15 protein-coding genes are annotated in these 21,203 nt (G+C 69.8%); 10 read left to right on the plus strand and 5 right to left on the minus strand.

All coding sequences use genetic code 11. The features are described from left to right. Window positions 1–282: 282 nt before the first annotated feature. The 3 genes from OIE74_RS24205 to OIE74_RS24215 all read left to right on the plus strand — a co-directional run bounded on the left by OIE74_RS24205 (window position 283) and on the right by OIE74_RS24215 (window position 2,962). Window positions 283–1,005, plus strand: a complete 723-nt coding sequence (locus OIE74_RS24205) for a ComF family protein (RefSeq protein WP_329387017.1) — start codon at window positions 283–285, stop codon at window positions 1,003–1,005. 314 nt (window positions 1,006–1,319) lie between these two features. Further along, window positions 1,320–2,009 carry a ribosome hibernation-promoting factor, HPF/YfiA family gene (gene hpf / locus OIE74_RS24210; protein ID WP_329387019.1) on the plus strand — a complete coding sequence of 230 codons (690 nt, stop codon included), beginning with the start codon at window positions 1,320–1,322 and terminating at the stop codon, window positions 2,007–2,009. Between the two features lie 191 nt (window positions 2,010–2,200). After that, complete coding sequence (locus tag OIE74_RS24215) at window positions 2,201–2,962, plus strand: response regulator transcription factor (protein ID WP_329387021.1); 762 nt, start codon at window positions 2,201–2,203, stop codon at window positions 2,960–2,962. Here OIE74_RS24215 and OIE74_RS24220 read toward each other — a convergent pair. Beyond that, window positions 2,955–4,145: a winged helix-turn-helix domain-containing protein gene (locus OIE74_RS24220; RefSeq protein ID WP_329387023.1), complete on the minus strand. Its 1,191-nt coding sequence runs from the start codon at window positions 4,143–4,145 to the stop codon at window positions 2,955–2,957. The two genes, OIE74_RS24215 and OIE74_RS24220, sit on opposite strands and share 8 nt — an antisense overlap. A gap of 54 nt (window positions 4,146–4,199) precedes the next feature. Beyond that, window positions 4,200–4,805: a GNAT family N-acetyltransferase gene (locus OIE74_RS24225; RefSeq protein ID WP_329387024.1), complete on the minus strand. Its 606-nt coding sequence runs from the start codon at window positions 4,803–4,805 to the stop codon at window positions 4,200–4,202. A gap of 240 nt (window positions 4,806–5,045) precedes the next feature. Between OIE74_RS24225 and secA the strand changes: the two genes are divergently transcribed. Next, a complete protein-coding gene (gene secA / locus OIE74_RS24230; RefSeq protein ID WP_329387026.1) occupies window positions 5,046–7,907 on the plus strand; it encodes a preprotein translocase subunit SecA in 2,862 nt (953 codons plus the stop codon). Window positions 7,908–8,353: 446 nt separating this feature from the next. Here secA and OIE74_RS24235 read toward each other — a convergent pair whose 3' ends face one another. Further along, window positions 8,354–8,707, minus strand: a complete 354-nt coding sequence (locus OIE74_RS24235; protein WP_329392421.1) for an Rv3235 family protein — start codon at window positions 8,705–8,707, stop codon at window positions 8,354–8,356. 402 nt (window positions 8,708–9,109) lie between these two features. Between OIE74_RS24235 and OIE74_RS24240 the strand changes: the two genes are divergently transcribed. From OIE74_RS24240 to OIE74_RS24250, 3 genes are all read left to right on the plus strand, one after another. Next, window positions 9,110–9,616, plus strand: a complete 507-nt coding sequence (locus tag OIE74_RS24240) for a DUF6912 family protein (protein WP_329387028.1) — start codon at window positions 9,110–9,112, stop codon at window positions 9,614–9,616. Window positions 9,617–9,660: 44 nt separating this feature from the next. Continuing rightward, window positions 9,661–10,332, plus strand: a complete 672-nt coding sequence (locus OIE74_RS24245; protein ID WP_329387030.1) for an HAD family hydrolase — start codon at window positions 9,661–9,663, stop codon at window positions 10,330–10,332. Between the two features lie 372 nt (window positions 10,333–10,704). Beyond that, window positions 10,705–15,669 (plus strand): NAD-glutamate dehydrogenase, encoded by a 4,965-nt coding sequence (locus OIE74_RS24250; protein ID WP_329387032.1) that lies wholly within the window; start codon window positions 10,705–10,707, stop codon window positions 15,667–15,669. A 64-nt stretch (window positions 15,670–15,733) separates the two neighbouring features. On the opposite strand, the gene OIE74_RS24255 is transcribed toward OIE74_RS24250, so the two are convergent. Beyond that, window positions 15,734–16,561, minus strand: a complete 828-nt coding sequence (locus tag OIE74_RS24255; RefSeq protein WP_329387034.1) for an ABC transporter ATP-binding protein — start codon at window positions 16,559–16,561, stop codon at window positions 15,734–15,736. Continuing rightward, complete coding sequence (locus tag OIE74_RS24260; protein WP_329387036.1) at window positions 16,554–17,498, minus strand: ABC transporter permease; 945 nt, start codon at window positions 17,496–17,498, stop codon at window positions 16,554–16,556. Before OIE74_RS24260 ends, OIE74_RS24255 begins: the two co-directional genes overlap by 8 nt. A 154-nt stretch (window positions 17,499–17,652) precedes the next feature. On the opposite strand from OIE74_RS24260, the gene OIE74_RS24265 reads away from it, so the two are divergent. From OIE74_RS24265 to OIE74_RS24275, 3 genes are all read left to right on the plus strand, one after another. Next, window positions 17,653–18,282, plus strand: a complete 630-nt coding sequence (locus OIE74_RS24265; protein WP_443076215.1) for a TetR/AcrR family transcriptional regulator — start codon at window positions 17,653–17,655, stop codon at window positions 18,280–18,282. Between the two features lie 257 nt (window positions 18,283–18,539). Beyond that, window positions 18,540–20,246, plus strand: a complete 1,707-nt coding sequence (locus OIE74_RS24270; protein ID WP_329387040.1) for a glycosyltransferase family 4 protein — start codon at window positions 18,540–18,542, stop codon at window positions 20,244–20,246. Window positions 20,247–20,396: 150 nt separating this feature from the next. Beyond that, window positions 20,397–21,161 (plus strand): methyltransferase domain-containing protein, encoded by a 765-nt coding sequence (locus tag OIE74_RS24275; protein ID WP_329392422.1) that lies wholly within the window; start codon window positions 20,397–20,399, stop codon window positions 21,159–21,161. Window positions 21,162–21,203 lie beyond the last annotated feature (42 nt).

Consider the following 21,203-nt stretch of genomic DNA (forward strand, 5'->3'; position numbering starts at 1 on the left):
GGTGCGTGCGATCGCAAGGCGGAGGATCAGCCCCGTAGATGGACCGGACGTACTTGGATGACTCCGACAACGCAGCGAGCGCGCGTGCCAGGCGTCGTGGGCCAGACGGGACTTCTCAAACACGCCCTAGGTCCTGTCCGGTGGAAGACCCACCGGACAGGACCCGGTCACCTCCTTGGCCGACGGGTCGGCTGCGGCTCCTGGGGGACTTTGTGGCCGGATCTCGAACCGGGTTATCCACAGGGGTGGCCGCAGGTCCGAGACCTTGGCACAGTGGATGACATGCGGGGGTGGTGGCGAGAAATCACCGGGCTGGTGCTTCCGGTCGCCTGCGGCGGCTGCGGGAGTCCCAGGACGCCGCTGTGCGACGCGTGCGGAAGGGCGCTGTACGGGATGTGGCCCTGCCGGGTGAGACCGGTTCCCGAGCCCGTGGGGCTGCCGGTGGTGCATGCGGCCGCGCCGTACGAGGACGCCGTTCGGGCCGTGCTGCTGGCCCACAAGGAGCGTGGCACGCTCGGGCTGGCCGCGCCCCTGGGCAGGGCGCTGGCCGGGGCGATCGAGGCCGCCGTGCCGCCGGGCACCGGCGTCGGCCCGCTGATACTTGTGCCGGTTCCCTCGACGAAACGTGCCGTCGGTGCGCGGGGACACGACGCGGCCCGCCGTATCGCGCTGGCGGCGGCCGGGGAGCTGCGGAGTACGGGGCGCTCGGCCCGGGTGCTCCCGGTGTTGCGGCAGCGGCGAGCGGTGGCCGACCAGTCGGGCCTGGGAGCCCGTCAGAGGCTCGCCAATCTGTCCGGGGCTCTGGAGGTCCCGGTCGGTGGTGCGGGGCTCCTGGAGGGCGGCCGAGTGGTGCTGGTGGACGATCTCATGACAACCGGTGCCTCGCTTGTGGAGGCTTCGCGTGCGGTCCACGCCGCGACGAGACCCGGGAACTCGGTATTCGCACAGGTGAGCGCCGCTGTGGTGGCCGCGCCTCCGCTCTCTTTCGAAATAAACCGGAACTGATCGCAAGTTTGCTTCGTTGCAGGTGGTGAGGGTCGTAAAACACCGGAACGGACGTACGCGCGGGTAGCGGGTGCCGATACCCGCCCAAGAGGGCTATGTTCGGTTGTGAGGAAAGCGAAAGCTGTACTCACCGATATGCAGCGGCGTGTTGGAGCGTTTTCCAGAACCTCGGAGGCAGAGGGAATGGAGATCTTGCCCATGGGGGAGGAGGAGGTGAAAGTCACCAAGTCCGAGGCCTCGATGATCATCGAGGTCGGGTGCAAGAGGGAGTAGTTCCGCAACGCGGCGGAGCGAATCCGGGAACGGAGTTCTGCGTGGACATCGTCGTCAAGGGCCGCAAGACAGAGGTACCCGAGCGGTTCCGAAAGCACGTGGCCGAGAAGCTGAAGCTGGAGAAGATCCAGAAGCTCGACGGCAAGGTGATCAGCCTCGACGTCGAGGTGTCCAAGGAGCACAACCCGCGTCAGGCGGACCGTTGCGACCGGGTGGAGATCACCCTCCACTCCCGCGGCCCCGTCATCAGGGCGGAAGCCTCCGCCGCCGACCCGTACGCAGCGCTCGACCTGGCCACCGGCAAGCTGGAGGCACGGCTGCGCAGGCAGCACGAGAAGCGCTTCAACCGCCGTGGCAACGGCAGGCTTTCGGCAGCCGAGGTCGTCGACGTCGTTCCCGGGGTCGCCCAGTTGAACGGCTCGGGTCCCGCCCCTGTGAACGAGCCGTCGAACGGCGTACGCACCACCAGGATCGGCTCGCTCGAGGTGCAGGGCGAAGGACCGCTGGTGGTCCGCGAGAAGACGCACACCGCGGCCCTGATGACCCTCGACCAGGCTCTCTACGAGATGGAGTTGGTCGGACATGACTTCTATCTGTTCGTGGATTCCGAGACCAAGGAGCCGAGTGTCGTCTACCGGCGGCACGCCTACGACTACGGCGTCATCCACCTGAGGACCGACCAGCTGGCCGAGTCCGGGGCGGCGGGCGCGGGCGGCGCGCTCGGCGGCTGAGAGAAACGACACCCCTCGGTGGTGCCCCCGCGGTCCTGATCCGGCCGCGGGGGCACCACCGCGCGACTACTGGATCACCGCTCTGTCGGCCGGGCATGAAATCATGGCCACGCACGCCAACGCCCCGTCCCTGACCCGGGGTTGGTGTAGCTCGCATGTACTTCGGCCCATGGCCTTCAGGGGGAGGAACGATGGCGGACAGCTTCGGGCCGGTGCACCACGCTCACGGTGCCGGCGGTACGACCGGCGGTGCCGGACCGGGCGGCGGTGCGGACCCGGACGACCCCGGCAAGGAGCCCATCAGGGTCCTTGTCGTGGACGACCACGCGCTCTTCCGCCGGGGGCTGGAGATCGTCCTCGCCCAGGAGGAGGACATCCAGGTCGTGGGGGAGGCCGGCGACGGCGCCGAGGCCGTCGACAAGGCCGCCGACCTGCTCCCCGACATTGTGCTGATGGACGTCCGGATGCCCAGGCGCGGCGGCATCGAGGCATGCACCTCCATCAAGGAGGTGGCCCCCAGCGCCAAGATCATCATGCTGACGATCAGCGACGAGGAGGCCGACCTCTACGACGCGATCAAGGCGGGCGCCACCGGCTATCTCCTGAAGGAGATCTCGACGGACGAGGTGGCCACCGCGATTCGCGCCGTCGCCGACGGGCAGTCACAGATCAGCCCCTCCATGGCCTCCAAGCTGCTGACCGAGTTCAAGTCGATGATTCAGCGCACCGACGAACGAAGGCTCGTGCCCGCGCCGAGGCTCACGGAACGCGAGCTCGAAGTCCTCAAGCTCGTCGCCACGGGAATGAACAACCGGGATATCGCCAAGGAGTTGTTCATCTCCGAGAACACCGTGAAGAACCATGTCCGCAACATCCTGGAGAAGTTGCAGCTGCACTCCCGGATGGAGGCCGTGGTCTACGCGATGCGCGAGAAGATCCTCGAAATCAGATGACGGCCCGCGTCAGCGCCGCCGCGAGGTCGGGGCGGTCGACGCGCTCGATCCGTACGGAGTCGCAGCCCACCCACTCCGCGGCCTCCCGCAGCGCCCGCCCCATGGGCTCGACAGCGGCGGGAGTGTCCAGCGACACCTGCCGGGCGACGAGGGTGCTGCCCTCACGCGCCGGGTCGACACGGCCGAGCAGCTTCCCGCCCGACAGCAGGGGCATCGCGAAGTACCCGTGAATCCGCTTGGGCTTGGGGACGTAGGCCTCCAGGCGGTGGGTGAAGCCGAAGATCCGCTCCGTACGGGCCCGCTCCCAGATGAGCGAGTCGAACGGTGAGAGCAGAGTCGTACGGTGCCTCCCGCGCGGCACGCCCGCCAGCGCGTCAGGGTCGGCCCAGGCGGGCTTCGCCCAGCCCTCCACCGTCACCGGCACCAGCCCCGAGTCCGCGATCACCGCGTCGACCTGCTCGCCCTTGATGCGGTGGTAGTCCCCGATGTCCGAGCGGGTGCCCACCCCGAGCGACTTGCCCGCGAGCCGTACGAGCCGGCGAAGGCACTCGGTGTCGTCCAGATCGTCGTGCAGCACCTCGTCCGGGATGGCACGCTCCGCGAGGTCGTAGACGCGCTTCCAGCTGCGGCGCCCGGTGCACACCACCTCGCCGTGCATCAGCGCCCGCTCGACAGCGACCTTCGCCTCGGACCAGTCCCACCACTCCCCGCCGTTCTTCGCGCCGCCCAGCTCCGTCGCCGTGAGCGGGCCCTCGGCACGCAACTGCTTGATCACCGCGTCGTACGCCCCGTCCGACAGCTCGTGGTGCCAGTGGGGGCGGGCGCGGTAGGCACGGCGCCGGAAAGCGAAATGCGGCCATTCCTCGATCGGGAGCAGGCAGGCCGCATGCGACCAGTACTCGAAGGCGTGCGGCCGGGGCGGGGCGCCGGCGGTCGCCGCCTCCGTCCAGTACGACTCCTCGACCTTTTTGCGGCCCACGGCACCCAGCCGTGCGTACGGAATCAGCTCGTGCGAGCGCGCCAGCACCGAGATCGTGTCCAGCTGGACGGCCCCGAGATGGCGCAGCACACCACGTACGCCGCCGCGACGGTCGGGCGCGCCGAGGAACCCCTGGGCGCGTAGTGCCAGACGGCGGGCTTCGGCGGCGGACAGCTCGGCGGCGGGGGACGGCACAGTGGTCATGCCCGAACGATAGACGGCGGCACTGACAGTCGACCGGGGCCCGGAGCGGGGCCCTCAGGGCCGGGCGGGCAGATACGGATGCCTGGACGACAGACCGAGATCGGAGGGCAGCATCGCGCCTATCCAGACGTCACGCGTCGTCTCCTTCATGAGGAGAGCGGCGCGCAGGGTGCCCTCCAGCACGAAACCGGCCTTGAGGGCGACGGCCCGCGACCCCTCGTTGCCGGCTTCCGCCCGCCACTCGACGCGTTCGGCGCCCAGCTCCGTGAAGATCCAGCGGACCAGGGCGCGCAGCGCCTCCGTCGTGTAGCCCCGGCCGCGGTGCTCCTTGACCGTCCAGTAGCCGACCTCCCACACACCGGTCTGGCTGTGGGCGTTGATCGAGGCGAGGAGCGGGCCGCCGCCGACCGGCTCGACCGCGAAGACGTAGTTGGTCCCGGCCCGCCACATGTCCGGGACCACCCGCTCGATGAAGTGCTCGGCGTGCTGTCTTTCGTACGGAGAGGGGATCGTCGTCCACCGCTGGATGCCGGGATCCTGGCAGGCCGTGTACACCGCGTCGATGTCGTCCGGGACCAGGGGCCGCAGCCGCAGACGCTCGGTGATCAAGGAGGTGGTCGAGGCGTCGTGCCGGGCGGAATCGGGGGTGAGTGGCTCCATGGGGGGATTCTGGTGAGCGGGGTTCCCCGGCGCGAGCGCTTTTCAACGGCTCACCGGCACCTTCGGAGCCTCCCGCGCGTTCTCAGGACGGGTGACAGGAGGCCGGCGTCACGTGGACCTCCCGAGGCGGCCGGGTCCTCGCTTACGATGGCCGTTGCGGTGGGGTCGGCCCGCCGCGCCCGCGCCAGTGTCCATCACCAGACCCAGTGCCAGGCCCGACCGGCAAGGAGACCAACCTCAGTGTCCGTCTTCAACAAGCTCATGCGTGCAGGCGAAGGCAAGATCCTGCGCAAACTGCACCGCATCGCGGACCAGGTCAACTCCATCGAGGAGGACTTCACCGCCCTCTCCGACGCCGAGTTGCAGGCCCTCACCGACGAGTACAAACAGCGCTACGCCGACGGCGAGAGTCTGGACGACCTGCTCCCCGAGGCCTTCGCGACCGTCCGTGAGGCGGCCAAGCGGGTGCTCGGCCAGCGTCCGTACGACGTCCAGCTGATGGGCGGCGCCGCGCTGCACCTCGGCCATGTCGCCGAGATGAAGACCGGTGAGGGCAAGACTCTCGTCGGCACACTGCCCTGTTATCTGAACGCGCTGTCCGGCAAGGGCGTTCACGTGATCACGGTCAACGACTACCTGGCCGAGCGCGACTCCGAGATGATGGGCCGGGTCCACAAGTTCCTGGGCCTGAGCGTCGGCTGCATCCTCGCGAACATGTCGCCCGCGCAGCGGCGCGAGCAGTACAACTGCGACATCACGTACGGCACGAACAACGAGTTCGGCTTCGACTACCTCCGCGACAACATGGCGTGGTCCCAGGAGGAGCTCGTCCAGCGCGGTCACAACTTCGCCGTCGTGGACGAGGTCGACTCGATCCTGGTCGACGAGGCCCGTACGCCGCTGATCATCTCCGGCCCCGCGGACCAGGCCACGAAGTGGTACGGCGACTTCGCGAAGCTGGTGACGCGGCTCACCAAGGGCGAGGCGGGCAACCAGCTCAAGGGCATCGAGGAGACCGGCGACTACGAGGTCGACGAGAAGAAGCGCACCGTCGCGATCCACGAGTCCGGCGTCGCGAAGGTCGAGGACTGGCTGGGCATCGACAACCTCTACGAGTCGGTGAACACCCCGCTCGTCGGTTATCTGAACAACGCCATCAAGGCCAAGGAGCTCTTCAAGAACGACAAGGACTACGTCGTCATCGACGGCGAAGTCATGATCGTCGACGAGCACACCGGCCGTATCCTCGCCGGCCGCCGCTACAACGAGGGCATGCACCAGGCGATCGAGGCGAAGGAAGGGGTGGACATCAAGGACGAGAACCAGACGCTCGCGACGATCACCCTGCAGAACTTCTTCCGCCTCTACGACAAGCTTTCGGGCATGACCGGTACGGCCATGACCGAGGCCGCCGAGTTCCAGCAGATCTACAAGCTGGGTGTCGTGCCGATCCCGACGAACCGGCCGATGATCCGGGTCAACCAGCCCGATCTGATCTACCGCACCGAGGTCGCGAAGTTCGCGGCGGTCGTCGACGACATCGCGGAGAAGCACGAGAAGGGCCAGCCGATCCTGGTCGGCACGACCTCCGTGGAGAAGTCCGAGTACCTGTCGCAGCAGCTCTCGAAGCGGGGCGTGCAGCACGAGGTGCTGAACGCCAAGCAGCATGACCGTGAGGCGCCGATCATCGCCCAGGCCGGGCGCAAGGGCGCGGTCACCGTCGCCACGAACATGGCCGGCCGTGGTACCGACATCAAGCTCGGTGGCAACCCCGACGACCTCGCCGAGGCGGAGCTGCGCCAGCGCGGGCTCGACCCGGTGGAGCACGTCGAGGAGTGGGCGGCCGCGCTGCCCGCCGCGATGGAGAAGGCCGAGCAGGCGGTGAAGGCGGAGTTCGAGGAGGTCGTCGAGCTCGGCGGGCTGTACGTCCTCGGTACGGAGCGTCACGAGTCGCGCCGGATCGACAACCAGCTGCGCGGTCGTTCCGGCCGTCAGGGCGACCCGGGCGAGTCCCGCTTCTACCTGTCGCTGGGCGACGACCTGATGCGGCTGTTCAAGGCGCAGATGGTCGAGCGTGTCATGTCGATGGCGAACGTCCCCGACGACGTCCCGATCGAGAACAAGATGGTCACCCGTGCCATCGCCTCGGCGCAGTCGCAGGTGGAGCAGCAGAACTTCGAGACGCGTAAGAACGTCCTGAAGTACGACGAGGTGCTCAACCGGCAGCGCCAGGTCATCTACGGCGAGCGCCGCCGGGTCCTGGAGGGCGAGGACCTCCAGGAGCAGATCCGGCACTTCATGGACGACACCATCGACGACTACATCCGCCAGGAGACGGCGGAGGGCTTCGCCGAGGAGTGGGATCTGGACCGGCTGTGGGGCGCTTTCAAGCAGCTCTACCCGGTGAAGGTCACCGTCGAGGACCTGGAGGACGCGACGGGGGACCGCGCGGGCATCACGGCGGAGTTCATCGCCGAGTCCATCAAGGACGACGCGCACGAGCAGTACGACGAGCGCGAGAAGTCGCTGGGCCCGGACGTGATGCGGGAGCTGGAGCGGCGCGTGGTGCTGTCCGTGCTGGACCGCAAGTGGCGTGAGCACCTCTACGAGATGGACTATCTCCAGGAGGGCATCGGGCTGCGCGCGATGGCGCAGAAGGACCCGCTGGTCGAGTACCAGCGCGAGGGCTTCGACATGTTCACCGCCATGATGGAGGGCATCAAGGAGGAGTCCGTCGGCTACCTGTTCAACCTGGAGGTCCAGGTCGAGCAGCAGGTCGAGGAGGTTCCGGTGCAGGACGCGGCGGCGACCGCGGCTGCGGCTGAGCGGACGTCGCTGGCGAAGGCGGAGGCGCCGGCCGGTGGGCGGGGCGGCGGCGGGCGTCCGGAGATCCGGGCGAAGGGCCTGGAGGCTCCGCAGCGCCGCGACCGGCTGCACTTCTCCGCGCCGACGGTGGACGGTGAGGGCGGCGTCGTCGAGGGCGACTTCGAGAGCAACGGCGGCTCGGATCGCACGGAGGCGGGCGCGGGCGCGGGTGCGGGGACGACTCGCGCGGAGCGGCGGAAGGCGCAGAAGGGTGGGGGGCGGCGCCGCAAGAAGTAAGCGGGGCCCCTTTTCGCGCGGTACGGATGTGGCGGCCGGGCCTGGACACGATGTCCGGGCCCGGCCGCGGTTTCTTGTGCCACTGGGAGGGGTGCTGCCTGGTACGGCTCCTACGAGGGCCCTGTGGCCCTGGTGAGCGGTGTGGGCCGGGTCCGTCCGGCGGCCGGTTCGTCCTCAAACGCCGGACGGGCTGGAGTGGGTCGGCCGGCCTGTTGGGTGTCCTCAAGCGCCGGACGGGCTGAAAAGGCCTGCCCGGGCCGGTGGGTGCCGTCAAGCGCCGGGCGGGCTGGGGGTTGGCGGCGGACGGGTGGGAATGGGTTCGGCCGGTGGTGGGGTGTGTCCTCAAGCGCCGGACGGGCTGAGGTAGCCCCGGTCCCGGGGGGTTCTCAAGCGCCGCCCGGCGGGTGGGTGTTGGCCCACGCTTCGGGTGGGCTGGTGTGGGCCCCTTACCCCCGGGGGCGGCGGGCCGCTACCTCTACCGCTGCGCAGCGCCAGCGGAGGTCCGGGCCCTGTTCGAGGCGGAATGCCATCGCGCGGACGTGGTCGCCCGCCGCGATGCTCGCCCAGGCCTCGACCACTCCCGGGCGGGGGTGGAAGCCCCGGCAGGTGCGGATCACCGGGGTCGTGTTGCGGGCGCGGAGGGGCGTTGTCGGGGCCAGGTGGACGAGTTGGTCGTACGCCTCGCCGACCGTCTGGCCCAGCATCGAGTGGACAGGTCGCAGGCCGCTGAGGACCGCGAGCAGCAGTTCCGCGAAGCGTTCGTGCGGCTGGAGCCAGGGTTGGCGGCGCTGGGAGACCACGCGGCCCGGCCTGCGTGGGTCGCGCCTGGCCGGTGGCCGGGTGGTGGCGCCGGCGACCGCCCGTGCCGCCGCCCTGTCGTACGTCCTGCTGGTCCCGGTGTCGCTCACGCAGATCGCCCCGTTCCGCCGGCCCGGTCCGCGAACGCGTTACCGGGCGGTAACTTGTGTTGGGGATCTTCTACGGGCGATCCGCGGCCGCCGCAAGGGCCGGATACCGGGGCGGACCGCGTGTCGGATGTCACCTGTCCGAGTGGCCGGGCAAGCCGCAGCAGGGCTGGAGGAGTCACTCTGCGTATTCAACTGGACGTGAATTGACTCCGCAGTGTCACCCCGACGAGGGACTGCCCGGATGTGCCGCACGTATCCTTGAACCGCTCTTCCGACTACGAAAGCGGTCATCGCATGCGCGTCTACGTCCCCCTGACCCTTCCCGGTCTCGCCGAGGCGCACAAGGCGGGCGAGTTGGGTCCCGGGCCGCTGACGGCCTACGCGGTGACGCCCGGACTGCGCGAGTGGTATCTCTCCGACGACATCGAGGAGTTGGAGTACGCGGCCCTCAACCGCGCCGCCGCCGCCTCTCTCCGGCTGCTCGCCGGTGACCCCTCCGCCGCGCGGCGCCGGGTCGTGGTCGCCGTCGACGTACCGGACAAGGACGCCGCGGCCGACCCCGACCGCGGGGTGGACTCCGCCGGGCTCGGCGAGGTGCGGATCGCCTCGGCCGTCTCCCTGGCCAAGGCCGCCGCCGTGCACGTCGACGCGGACGACGCCGAGGCCGACGTGTCCGCAGCCGCCGCGGCGCTGGGCGCAGCCGACCACGGCGACGACGACGCGCAGTTCACGGTGGACGGCGCCGAGGACCACGAACTGCTCTGGTTCGGGGTGCAGGAGATCCCGGGCATCGTCGCGTAGGTTTCCGCGGCGCGTTGTCAGACCCGGCCGGTAACGTTTCCGGCATGGGGAAGCACGACACACATCTGGTCTGGGACTGGAACGGCACACTGCTCGACGACTTCAGCGCGGTCATCGGGGCGACCAACGCCGCCTTCGAGGAGATCGGCCTGGAGCCGATCACCGCGGAGCGGTACAGGGATCTGTACTGCATGCCGATCCCGGTCTTCTACGAGCGTCTGATGGGCCGTCTCCCCACGGACGCCGAGTGGCTGGTCATGGACGAGACATTCCACCGGCACTACGTGCGGCGCCGCGTCGGGTGTCTGCTGACCGACGGCGTCGAGGAGCTGCTGACGCAGTGGACGCTGGCCGGCCGCAGCCAGTCCATCCTCAGCATGTACGAGCACGACCAACTGGTGCCCGTGGTGCGGGGCTACGGGATTCACCAGCACTTCGTCCGGGTCGACGGACGGACGGGACCCTCCGGCGGCACGAAGGCCGTGCACATGGAGCGCCATCTGGCCGCGCTCGCCCAGGAGGGCCGGATAGCCCCCGAGCGTACGGTGGTGATCGGTGACGCCGTCGATGACGCCCTGGCCGCCGCCCATGTGGGGGCCGGCGCCGTGCTCTACACCGGCGGATCGCACAGCCGAAAGAGCCTGGAGGCGGTGGGTGTTCCCGTCGTCGACAGTCTCGCCGATGCCGTCGACCTGGCGCAGCGCATCGCGCGCTGACCGCGCACCCCTCCGCGTCGCCACCTGACCGCGCACCGCCACCTGTCACTGGCCGGAACGGCAAATTTCCTCCCCTTCTTTTGTACAGATGCGGTTCATGACGGGCCCGGGGCGCGGCGAGATAGCCTGGGGTCGTGATCAGTGCGATACGCCGTGGGAGCAGTGAAGCTCCCGGCCCGCGCCCGGAGTGCCACAGCGCCCCGGGCCTCCCTGATCCCCACAATCCGGCGTGGCCGTCAATTTTGGCCAATAACGTCCCGGACATCTCTCATCGCGGCATAGCGTCAACTCCGACCGGACACCCCGCGTCGTGGCGTCGTGTCGCTTCTTTCATCGACGTCACGCAACGGCGCGCGACAGGAGCCAGAGGACATGCAGACCAAGCTGGACGAAGCCAAGGCCGAGCTGCTCGCACGGGCGGCACGGGTCGCTGACGGTACGGGCGACGAGCGGCATCCGGACAACGAGGCGCTGCTCGTTTTCCTCCACAGGTACTACCTGCACACCGCCCCGGACGACCTCGCCGACCGCGATCCGGTCGACATCTACGGCGCGGCGCTCTCCCACTACCGACTGGCCGAGAACCGCCCGCAGGGCACGGCCAACGTGCGGGTCCACACGCCGACCGTCGAGGAGAACGGCTGGACGTGCACCCACACGGTCGTCGAGGTGGTCACCGACGACATGCCGTTCCTGGTCGACTCGGTCACCAACGAACTCTCCCGGCAGAACCGCGGCATCCACGCCGTCATCCACCCGCAGATCCTGGTGCGCCGCGATGTCGCGGGCAAGCTGATCGAGGTTCTTCCCGAAGGCCGGGCCGAGGGCGCCGAGCTGACGCACGACACCCTGATCGAGTCCTGGATCCACGTCGAGATCGACCGTGAGACCGACCGCTCCGATCTCAAGCAGATCACCTCCGACCTGCTGCGCGTCCTCTCGGACGCCCGCGAGGCCGTCGAGGACTGGGAGAAGATGCGCAAGTCCGCGCTGCGCATCGCCGACGAGCTGCCGGGCGAGCCGACCGCGGACGACCTGCGCGACCAGGAGGTCGAAGAGGCGCGCGAACTGCTGCGCTGGCTCGCCGACAACCACTTCACCTTCCTCGGCTACCGCGAGTACGAACTGACCGGCGACGACGCGCTGACCGCCGTGCCCGGCACCGGCCTCGGCATCCTGCGCTCCGACCCGCGGCACACCGACGACGAGGCGCACCCGGTGAGCCCGTCGTTCAACCGGCTCCCGGCCGACGCGCGTGCCAAGGCCCGCGAGCACAAGCTGCTCGTCCTTACGAAGGCCAACAGCCGCTCCACCGTGCACCGTCCGAGCTATCTCGACTACGTCGGCGTGAAGAAGTTCGACGACAAGGGCAACGTCGTCGGCGAGCGCCGCTTCCTGGGCCTCTTCTCCTCGGCGGCGTACACCGAGTCCGTACGCCGTGTGCCCGTCGTACGGCGCAAGGTCGCCGAGGTCCTGGAGAGCGCCGGCTTCTCGCCGAACAGCCACGACGGCCGCGACCTGATGCAGATCCTGGAGACGTACCCGCGCGACGAGCTGTTCCAGACGCCCGTCGAGCAGCTGCGCTCCATCGTCACCAGCGTCCTGTACCTCCAGGAGCGGCGCCGGCTGCGCCTCTACCTCCGCCAGGACGAGTACGGGCGCTACTACTCCGCCCTCATCTACCTGCCGCGCGACCGCTACACCACCGGTGTCCGGCTGCGCCTGATCGACATCCTCAAGGAGGAGCTCGGCGGCACCAGCGTCGACTTCACCGCCTGGAACACCGAATCGATCCTGTCCCGGCTCCACTTCGTCGTACGCGTCCCGCAGGGCACCGAGCTGGCCGGGCTCACCGATCGGGACGTCGACCGCATCGAGGCGCGGCTCGTCGAGGCCGCCCGCTCCTGGGCCGACGGCTTCGGTGAGGCCCTCAACGCCGAGTTGGGCGAGGAGCGCGCCGCCGAGCTGCTGCGCCGTTACGGCAACGCCTTCCCCGAGGGCTACAAGGCCGACCACTCACCCCGCGCCGCCGTCGCCGACCTCGTACGGGTCGAGGAGCTGAGCCGGGAGGAGAAGGACTTCGCCCTCTCCCTCTACGAGCCGGTCGGCGCCGGCCCCGGCGAGCGCCGTTTCAAGATCTACCGCACGGGCGAGCAGGTCTCCCTCTCCGCCGTCCTGCCGGTCCTCCAGCAGCTCGGTGTGGAGGTCGTGGACGAGCGGCCGTACGAGCTGCGCTGCTCGGACCGCGCGCTGGCCTGGATCTACGACTTCGGGCTGCGCATGCCGCACGGCGAGAGCGGCCACGCCAAGGACGACCACCTCGCCGAGGACGCCCGCGAGCGCTTCCAGGACGCCTTCGCGGCCGTCTGGACGGGCGAGGCGGAGAACGACGGCTTCAACTCCCTCGTCCTGCGCGCCGGGCTCAACTGGCGCGAGGCGATGGTGCTCCGCGCCTACGCGAAGTATCTGCGCCAGGCGGGGGCGACCTTCAGCCAGGACTACATGGAGGACACCCTCCGTAACAACGTCCACACCACCCGGCTGCTGGTCTCCCTCTTCGAGGCCCGGATGGCGCCCAACCGCCAGCGGGCCGGCACGGAGCTCATCGAAGGGCTCCTCGAAGAGCTGACCGGCGCCCTCGACCAGGTCGCCAGCCTGGACGAGGACCGGATCCTGCGCTCGTTCCTCACCGTCATCAAGGCCACGCTGCGCACGAACTTCTTCCAGAGCGCCAGCAAGGGGCACGACGGGACGGGCCGCAAGGGCGCGGGCGAGAAGCATCACAGCTACGTGTCGATGAAGTTCGACCCGCAGGCCATCCCCGATCTGCCCGCGCCCCGCCCGGCGTACGAGATCTGGGTCTACTCGCCACGCGTCGAGGGCGTGCACCTGCGCTTCGGCAAGGTCGCCCGCGGCGGTCTGCGCTGGTCCGACCGGCGCGAGGACTTCCGTACGGAGATCCTCGGCCTGGTCAAGGCGCAGATGGTCAAGAACACGGTGATCGTGCCAGTCGGCGCCAAGGGCGGCTTCGTCGCCAAGCACCTCCCCGACCCGTCCGTGGACCGCGACGCCTGGCTGGCCGAGGGCATCGCCTCCTACAAGACGTTCATCTCGGCCCTCCTCGACATCACCGACAACATGGTGGGCGGCGAGGTCGTGCCGCCCACCGACGTGGTGCGGCACGACGAGGACGACACCTATCTGGTCGTCGCCGCCGACAAGGGCACCGCCAGCTTCTCCGACATCGCCAACGAGGTCGCGATCGCCTACGACTTCTGGCTCGGCGACGCCTTCGCCTCCGGCGGCTCCGCCGGCTACGACCACAAGGGCATGGGCATCACGGCGCGCGGCGCCTGGGTGTCCGTCGAGCGGCACTTCCGGGAGCTGGGCCACAACACCCAGACCGAGGACTTCACCGTCGCGGGCGTCGGCGACATGTCCGGTGACGTCTTCGGTAACGGCATGCTGCTCTCCGAGCACATCCGGCTGGTCGCCGCCTTCGACCACCGGCACATCTTCCTCGACCCGACGCCGGACGCGGCCACCTCGTTCGCCGAGCGCCGCCGCCTCTTCGAGCTGCCGCGCAGCTCCTGGGCCGACTACGACAAGTCGCTGCTGTCCCAGGGCGGCGGGATCCACCCCCGTACGGCGAAGTCGATTCCGGTCAACGCGCATGTGCGTGAGGCGCTCGGGATCGAGGCGGGCGTAACCAAGCTGACTCCGGCCGATCTGATGCGGGCGATCCTCAGGGCCCCGGTCGACCTGTTGTGGAACGGCGGCATCGGTACGTACATCAAGTCGTCCGCCGAGTCGAACACGGACGTGGGCGACAAGGCCAACGACGCCATCCGCATCAACGGTGAGGACGTGCGGGCCAAGGTCGTCGGCGAGGGCGGAAACCTGGGCGCGACGCAGCTCGGCCGGATCGAGTTCGCCCGGCGGGGCGCGGGCGGCCAGGGCGGCAGGATCAACACCGACGCGATCGACAACAGCGCCGGTGTGGACACCTCCGACCACGAGGTGAACATCAAGATCCTGCTCAACAGCCTTGTCAAGGAAGGCGACATGACCGTCAAGCAGCGCAACAAGCTGCTGGCGGCCATGACCGACGAGATCGGCAAGCTGGTCCTGCGCAACAACTACGCGCAGAACGTGGCGCTCGCCAACGCCGTCCAGCAGGCCCCGTCCCTGCTCCACGCCCACCAGCGGTTCATGCGCAGACTGGAACGGGACGGCAGCCTGGACAGGCAGCTCGAATTCCTGCCGGCCGACCGCCAGATCCGCGAACTGCTCAACGGAGGCAAGGGGCTCTCCCAGCCCGAACTCGCCGTCCTGCTCGCGTACACCAAGATCACCGTCGCCGACGAGCTGATCTCCACGAAGCTCCCCGACGACCCCTACTTGCGCAAGCTGCTGTACGCGTACTTCCCCGCGCAGCTCCGCGAGAAGTTCTCCGAGCACGTCGACGCGCACGCGCTGCGCCGCGAGATCATCACGACGGTGCTGGTCAACGACACGGTGAACGCGGGAGGTTCGACCTTCCTGCACCGTCTGCGCGAGGAGACCGGGGCGTCGATCGAGGAGATCGTACGGGCGCAGACAGCCGCCCGGGAGATCTTCGGTCTGGGCCCGGTCTGGGACGCGGTCGAGGCGCTGGACAACACCGTCGGCGCCGACGTCCAGACCCGGATCCGGCTCCACTCACGGCGGCTGGTCGAGCGCGGCACCCGCTGGCTGCTCGGCAACCGGCCGCAGCCGGTGGAGATCGCGGAGACGGTCGAGTTCTTCGCCGAAGGCGTGGAGCAGGTGTGGCAGCAGCTGCCGCGATTGCTGCGCGGCGCCGACCTGGAGTGGTATCAGAACATCGTGGAGGAGCTCTCCTCGGTGGGCGTGCCCGAGGAGTTGGCGCTGCGGGTCGCCGGATTCTCCGCGGCGTTCCCGGCGCTCGACATCGTGCAGATCGCCGACCGCACGGGCAAGGACGCGCTGGCCGTCGCCGACGTGTACTACGACCTCGGCGACCGGCTTCGGATCACGCAGCTGATGGACCGGATCATCGAGCTGCCGAGGGCCGACCGCTGGCAGTCCATGGCCCGCGCGTCGATCCGTGAGGACCTGTACGCGGCGCACGCGGCCCTCGCATCGGACGTGCTGTCCGTCGGCAACGGGACGTCGACGCCGGAGGAGCGCTTCAAGGCGTGGGAGCAGAAGAACGCGGCGATTCTCACGCGTTCACGCGGCACGCTGGAGGAGATCCAGAGCTCGGACTCCTTCGACCTGGCGAATCTGTCGGTCGCGATGCGGACGATGCGGACGCTGCTGCGCACGCACGGGTAACGGGCACATGAGCAGGAGGGGCGCCCGGCTTGAGAGCCGGGCGCCCCTCCCGCGTTGTGCGGCGCTACGTCTTCGCGGGGGGCTTCTTGCCGGGCTTGTGCCCAGGCTTCTTGCCCGTGAACTCCTCGTACGCCGCGACGACTTCCGCCGCCGGCCCGTCCATCCGCAGGGTCCCCGACTCCAGCCAGATCGCCCGGTCGCAGGTCTCGGTGATCGTCCTGTTGCTGTGGCTGACCAGGAAGACGGTGCCCGCCTCCGCGCGCAGTTCGGCGATGCGCTCCTTGCTCCGCTTCTGGAACCGGGCGTCCCCCGTCGACAGCGCCTCGTCGATCAGCAGCACGTCGTGCGCCTTGGCCGCCGCGATGGAGAAGCGGAGCCGGGCGCCCATGCCGGAGGAGTAGGTGCGCATCGGCAGGGTGATGAAGTCGCCCTTCTCGTTGATCCCGGAGAACTCCACGATGCCGGCGTAACGGGATCTGACCTGCGCCCGTGTCATGCCCATCGCGAGCCCGCCCAGTATCACGTTGCGCTCGCCGGTCAGATCGCTCATCAGCGCCGCGTTGACCCCGAGGAGCGAGGGCTGGCCCCGCGTGTAGACCTTGCCCTGGCTCGGCGGCAGCAGCCCGGCGACCGCCTTGAGGAGGGTCGACTTCCCCGACCCGTTGGAGCCGATGAGACCGATGGCCTCGCCCTTGTACGCGACAAAGCTCACGCCCCGTACGGCATGCACCTCGCGCACGCCGGGGGCAGACCGGCGCGAGACGATCCGGCTGAGCGCCGAAGTGGCGCTGCCCTTCCCGCCCTTGGTGCCGTGCACCTTGTAGGTGACATGGACGCCGTCGACGACGACGGTCGGAACTCGCTCGTTGGGAACTCGCTCGGTCTCAGCCACGGCCGTACTTCTCCTCCGCCTGCCAGAAGAACAGGAATCCGCCGGCCCCGACCAGCACCGCCCAGCCGGTGGCGACCAGCCAGACGTGGGGCGGGAGTTGACCGGCGGTGAAACTGTCGATGAGCGCGAAGCGCATGAGGTCGATGTAGACGGCCGCCGGATTGCATTCGAGCGCCAGTCGGACCAGGTGCGGTACGTCCCCGTTCTTGAACACCGTGTCCAGGCTCCACATCACTCCGGACGCGTACATCCAGGTGCGGAGCAGGAACGGCATCAGCTGCGCGATGTCGGGCGTCGACGCCGCCAGCCGCGCGAAGATCATCGCGAGCCCGGTGTTGAACACGGTCTGGAGCGTGAGAGCGGGCACGGCCAGCAGCCAGGCGGGCCTCGGGTACTGCCCGAAGACGGCCAGGATCACCGTCAGCGCGCCCAGGGAGAACATCAGCTGCTGCAACTGCTGGAGGGCGAACGCGAGGGGCAGCGAGGCGCGCGGGAAGTGCAGGGCGCGTACGAGACCGATGCTGCCGGAGACGGCGCGGGTCCCCGCGGTGACGGTCCCGGCGGTGAACGTCCAGATGAAGACGCCGGTGACCAGGAACGGGACGTAGTCCGGCACCCCGTCCTTGGTGTTGAGGAGGAGGCCGAAGATGAAGTAGTAGACGGTCGCGTTGAGCAGCGGCGTCATGATCTGCCAGAGCTGGCCGAGCTTCGCCTGGCTGTACTGCGAGGTGAGCCGGGCGGTGGCGAGCGCGGTGACGAAATGGCGGCGGGAGTGCAGCCCGCGCAGATAGCCGGGGAGCGTGGGCCGGGCCCCGCTCTCGGTCAGACCGTGCCGGGCGGCGAGAGCGCGCAGGTCCTGCGGCGCTGCCGGGGCTGATGCGCGCGAGGGTGCTTCGGGGGCCCGGACCGGGGCGGGGGGTGCGGTCGTCTGGCTCACGGAGGTCGCTTTCGACGAGGGACATCGAACGAAGACGGTGGGGCGGTGGGCGGTGGGTGCCGGAGCGACGGAACGGGACCGTTTCGTCGTAACGAAGAGGTTAGATCGGAAGTGCGTCGCAACGCAACCGTTTCGTCGTGACGTCCGTGACGCTATGCTCGTCGGCATGCCCACGGACCCCCGCCTCTCACGCCGCGCCCCAGCGGGAGCCGCCGTGCTCCGTGAGGATGTGACGGACGCCATCCGCTCCGCCGTCTTCGAGGAGCTGGCCGCCGTCGGCTTCGCGCGGATGTCCATCGAGGGCATCGCCCGCCGCGCTGGCGTCGGCAAGACGGCCGTCTACCGGCGTTGGAAGTCCAAACTGGCGCTGGTCCTCGACCTGGTCTCCGCCGTCGCCGCCCAGGGGCTGCCCGTCCCCGCGACCGGTTCGCTGTACGGAGACGTACGCGCCCTGCTCGAAGTGGCCTCGCACGCCCTGCGCCACCCACTGGCCTCCCGCGTCATCCCCGACCTGCTGGTCGAGGCCGCCCGGCATCCGGAGATCTCCGAGGCGATCAAGTCCGCGCTGCTGGACAAGGAGAAGGGCATCGCCGCCGCGGTCGTACGCGAGGCGGTCGCCCGTGGCGAACTGCCCGACGGCACCGATCCCGACCGGGCGCTCGACCTCATCGCGGGGCCGCTCTACTGGCGCCTCGTCGTCGTACGGGGCGACCTGCCCGCCGGCTATCTCGACGACCTCGCCACCACGGCGGTCACCGCGCTGACCCGCGACCGCAGCGCCTGATCGAGGCGCGGCGCCCGCCTCTCCCCAAACCCCCCGCCCCAAACCGCCGACCCGGCGCGCCCGGCGCGCGTCGCGCCCCCTCACGCGCCCACGCGCGCTCACCCGGCTCCTCGCCTCGGCCGTACGGGTGACATGACCCCCGCCTCCGTAGCCCTGGTGGACGAACCTTCGTTGCCCGGAGGGGCGGGCCAGGGCAGGTCCCTCCGCGAAGACGGGCGCGAAGCCGAGCGCCGAGGACGAGCCGAAGGACGGGCGCCATGACGGTCGCTTCCACACCAGATTCCGGGCGGCCCCGGGAGGCGGTCGCCGCGGGGGCCCGGGGGCGCGGCAGGGGCCGGGTCGTCATGCTTGTCGACAACGCGGTCAACGGCGACTCCCGCGTACAGAAGGCCGCCCGCTCCATGGCCGACGCGGGCTGGGACGTGGTGCTGCTCGGCCAGTCGCCGGACCGCGACCGGCACCGCTGGACCATCGGCGACGCGGAAGTCCACCTGATCCCCGTCGTGATGACCCTCGCCAAACGCCGCAGGGACTACCGAAGAGTCGTTCTGCCCCGGCTCTTCGCCTACCGGCGCGGCGGCATCGCGCACCACCGCAAGCAGTGGGTCAAGGCCTGGCGCGCCGATCTGCTGGCCCGCAGATCCGCCGAGGGCAGACGATTCCTGATCCGCCGGACGGCGGCCCGGATCCTGGCCTGCTGGGTCGGCTTCCGGCACCGCCAACTCGCCCTGGTGGAAGGCAGACGCAACCCGGACTCGCTGCCCGAGCGGCTCCGTACGGCCATGTGGCGCGCGCTGCTCGGCGACCGCTGCTGGCGCAGACTCGAACCGTACCTGTGGGACTACGAGTTCGCCTTCGGCCCCGTCGTCGACGCGCTCGAACCCGATCTCATCCACGCCAACGACTTCCGGATGATCGGAGTCGCCGCCCGTGCCGTGCACCGGGCGCGGGGCAGAGGCCGGAGCGTGAAGCTGGTCTGGGACGCGCACGAGTATCTGCCGGGCATCAAACCCCGTGCCGGGTACCGGCGTTGGATGCCGGCGCATGTCGCGCACGAGCGGGAGTACGGGCGGTGCGCGGACGCCGTCGTCACCGTCTCCCCGACGCTGGCCGAGCTGCTGCACAAGGAGCACCGGCTGCCCCGGCTGCCTGTCGTCGTGCTGAACGCCCCCGGCGGTGGCCCGCCCCCCGAGCGGGCCCATGAACCCGTCCCGGATCTGCGGGAGTTGTGCGGCATCGACGCCGCCACGCCGCTGCTGGTCTACAGCGGCGCCCTCGCCCCGCAGCGCGGGCTCGCCACGCTGATCGAGGCGCTGCCCCAACTGCCGGGCGCGCACGCGGCGCTGATCGTTCCCGCGCCCGACGGGTGGGTCGTACGCAAGGTGCTCGACCACGCGGCGGAACTCGGCGTCGCCGACCGCGTGCACCCGCTGCCGTACGTACCGCACTGGCAGATCGTGCCCTTCCTGGCCACCGCCGACATCGGCGTCATCCCGATCCACCACTGGCCGAACCATGAACTCGCCCTGATCACCAAGTTCATGGAGTACGCGCACGCCCGGCTGCCCATCGTCGTCAGCGACGTACGCACCATGGCGGCGAAGGTGCGGGAGACCGGGCAGGGCGAGGTGTTCCGCGCCGAGGACACCGGGGACTTCGTACGGGCGGCGCGTGCCGTGCTCGACGATCCGGCCGCCTACCGCAGGGCGTACGACCGCCCGGAGCTGCTGGCGGAGTGGACCTGGGAGGCACAGGCCGACATCCTCGACGGCGTCTACCGGGGGCTGTTGGCGGTCCCGGCGGAGGCGACCGTCGCCGCGACGGTCCCGCTGGACGGAGCGGCGCTCGGCAAACCGGCGCCCGGAGGCGGGCAGGGGCCGGCCGGCGAACCCGCACCCGGCGGCAGGCCGGGCCCCGGGGAGGAGACGGAGCCGGGCGACCCGGCGGGCGCGACCGCGAACTGACCGGCCGGGCACGGCGCGTGAGCACGTGACCATACGGCCGTTCGGGCGTTGATGTCCTCGAACGCCGGGACCTCGAACGCCGCAGGACGAGACGCCACCGGCGTCGGGGGAGCGCCGCACCCAACGAGCCGGATGGAAAGTGAGTCACCCGTGCACAAGTCCGCGTACGCGCAGATGGAGCTCTGCGTCAAGGAGTACATGCCCGAGTCCGGCCGCCACCGGGTGGTCGATCTGGGCTCGCGCATCTCGCCCAACCAGTCGCTCACGCACCGCGGTCTGCTCGACGGGCGCGATGTCGAGTACATCGGCGTCGACGTGCTCGACGGTCCCAACGTCGACATCGTGATGCCCAGGCCGTACCGCATCCCGGTGCGCTCCCGGACCGCCGACTTCGTGCTCTCCGGCCAGGCCTTCGAGCACATCCCGTTCTTCTGGGCGTCGATGATGGAGATCTCGCGTGTGCTGCGGCCCGGCGGGCTGGCGTTCGTCACCGCGCCCTCGCGCGGCCACGCGCACGACGCGCAGGACTGCTGGCGGTACTACCCGGACGGGTTCAGGGCCATGGCCGCCTTCGCCGGGCTCGAACTGGCCGAGGCCTACACGGACTTCCCGCCGATGAAGGGCATTCGGTTCGACTACGCCGCCATCGACGGCAAGCGCGCCTACTGGGGCGACTCGGTCGCGGTGTTCCGCAGGCCGCGCCGGCCGAGGCGGCGGGTGTGGGAGTACGCGGTACGTGAACTGACCGTCCGGTACGCCAACCGCGTCGGCGGCGTGGACGGCGTCCCGCTGCCCGAGCCGGTAGCGGGGCGCGACCGTTGCGGCCGGGGCGGCCAGGGTGTCCCTGCCACGCCCGTCGTACCCGCGCAGTCCGTAACGGCCAAGGTCAAGGCACACACGAAAGAGGCACAATAGGGCGGGAGTTGACGAAAGGTGACATCTGCGGAGTTCTGCGCG

It is taken from the genome of Streptomyces sp. NBC_01716, assembly GCF_036248275.1.
GTDB lineage: Bacteria > Actinomycetota > Actinomycetes > Streptomycetales > Streptomycetaceae > Streptomyces.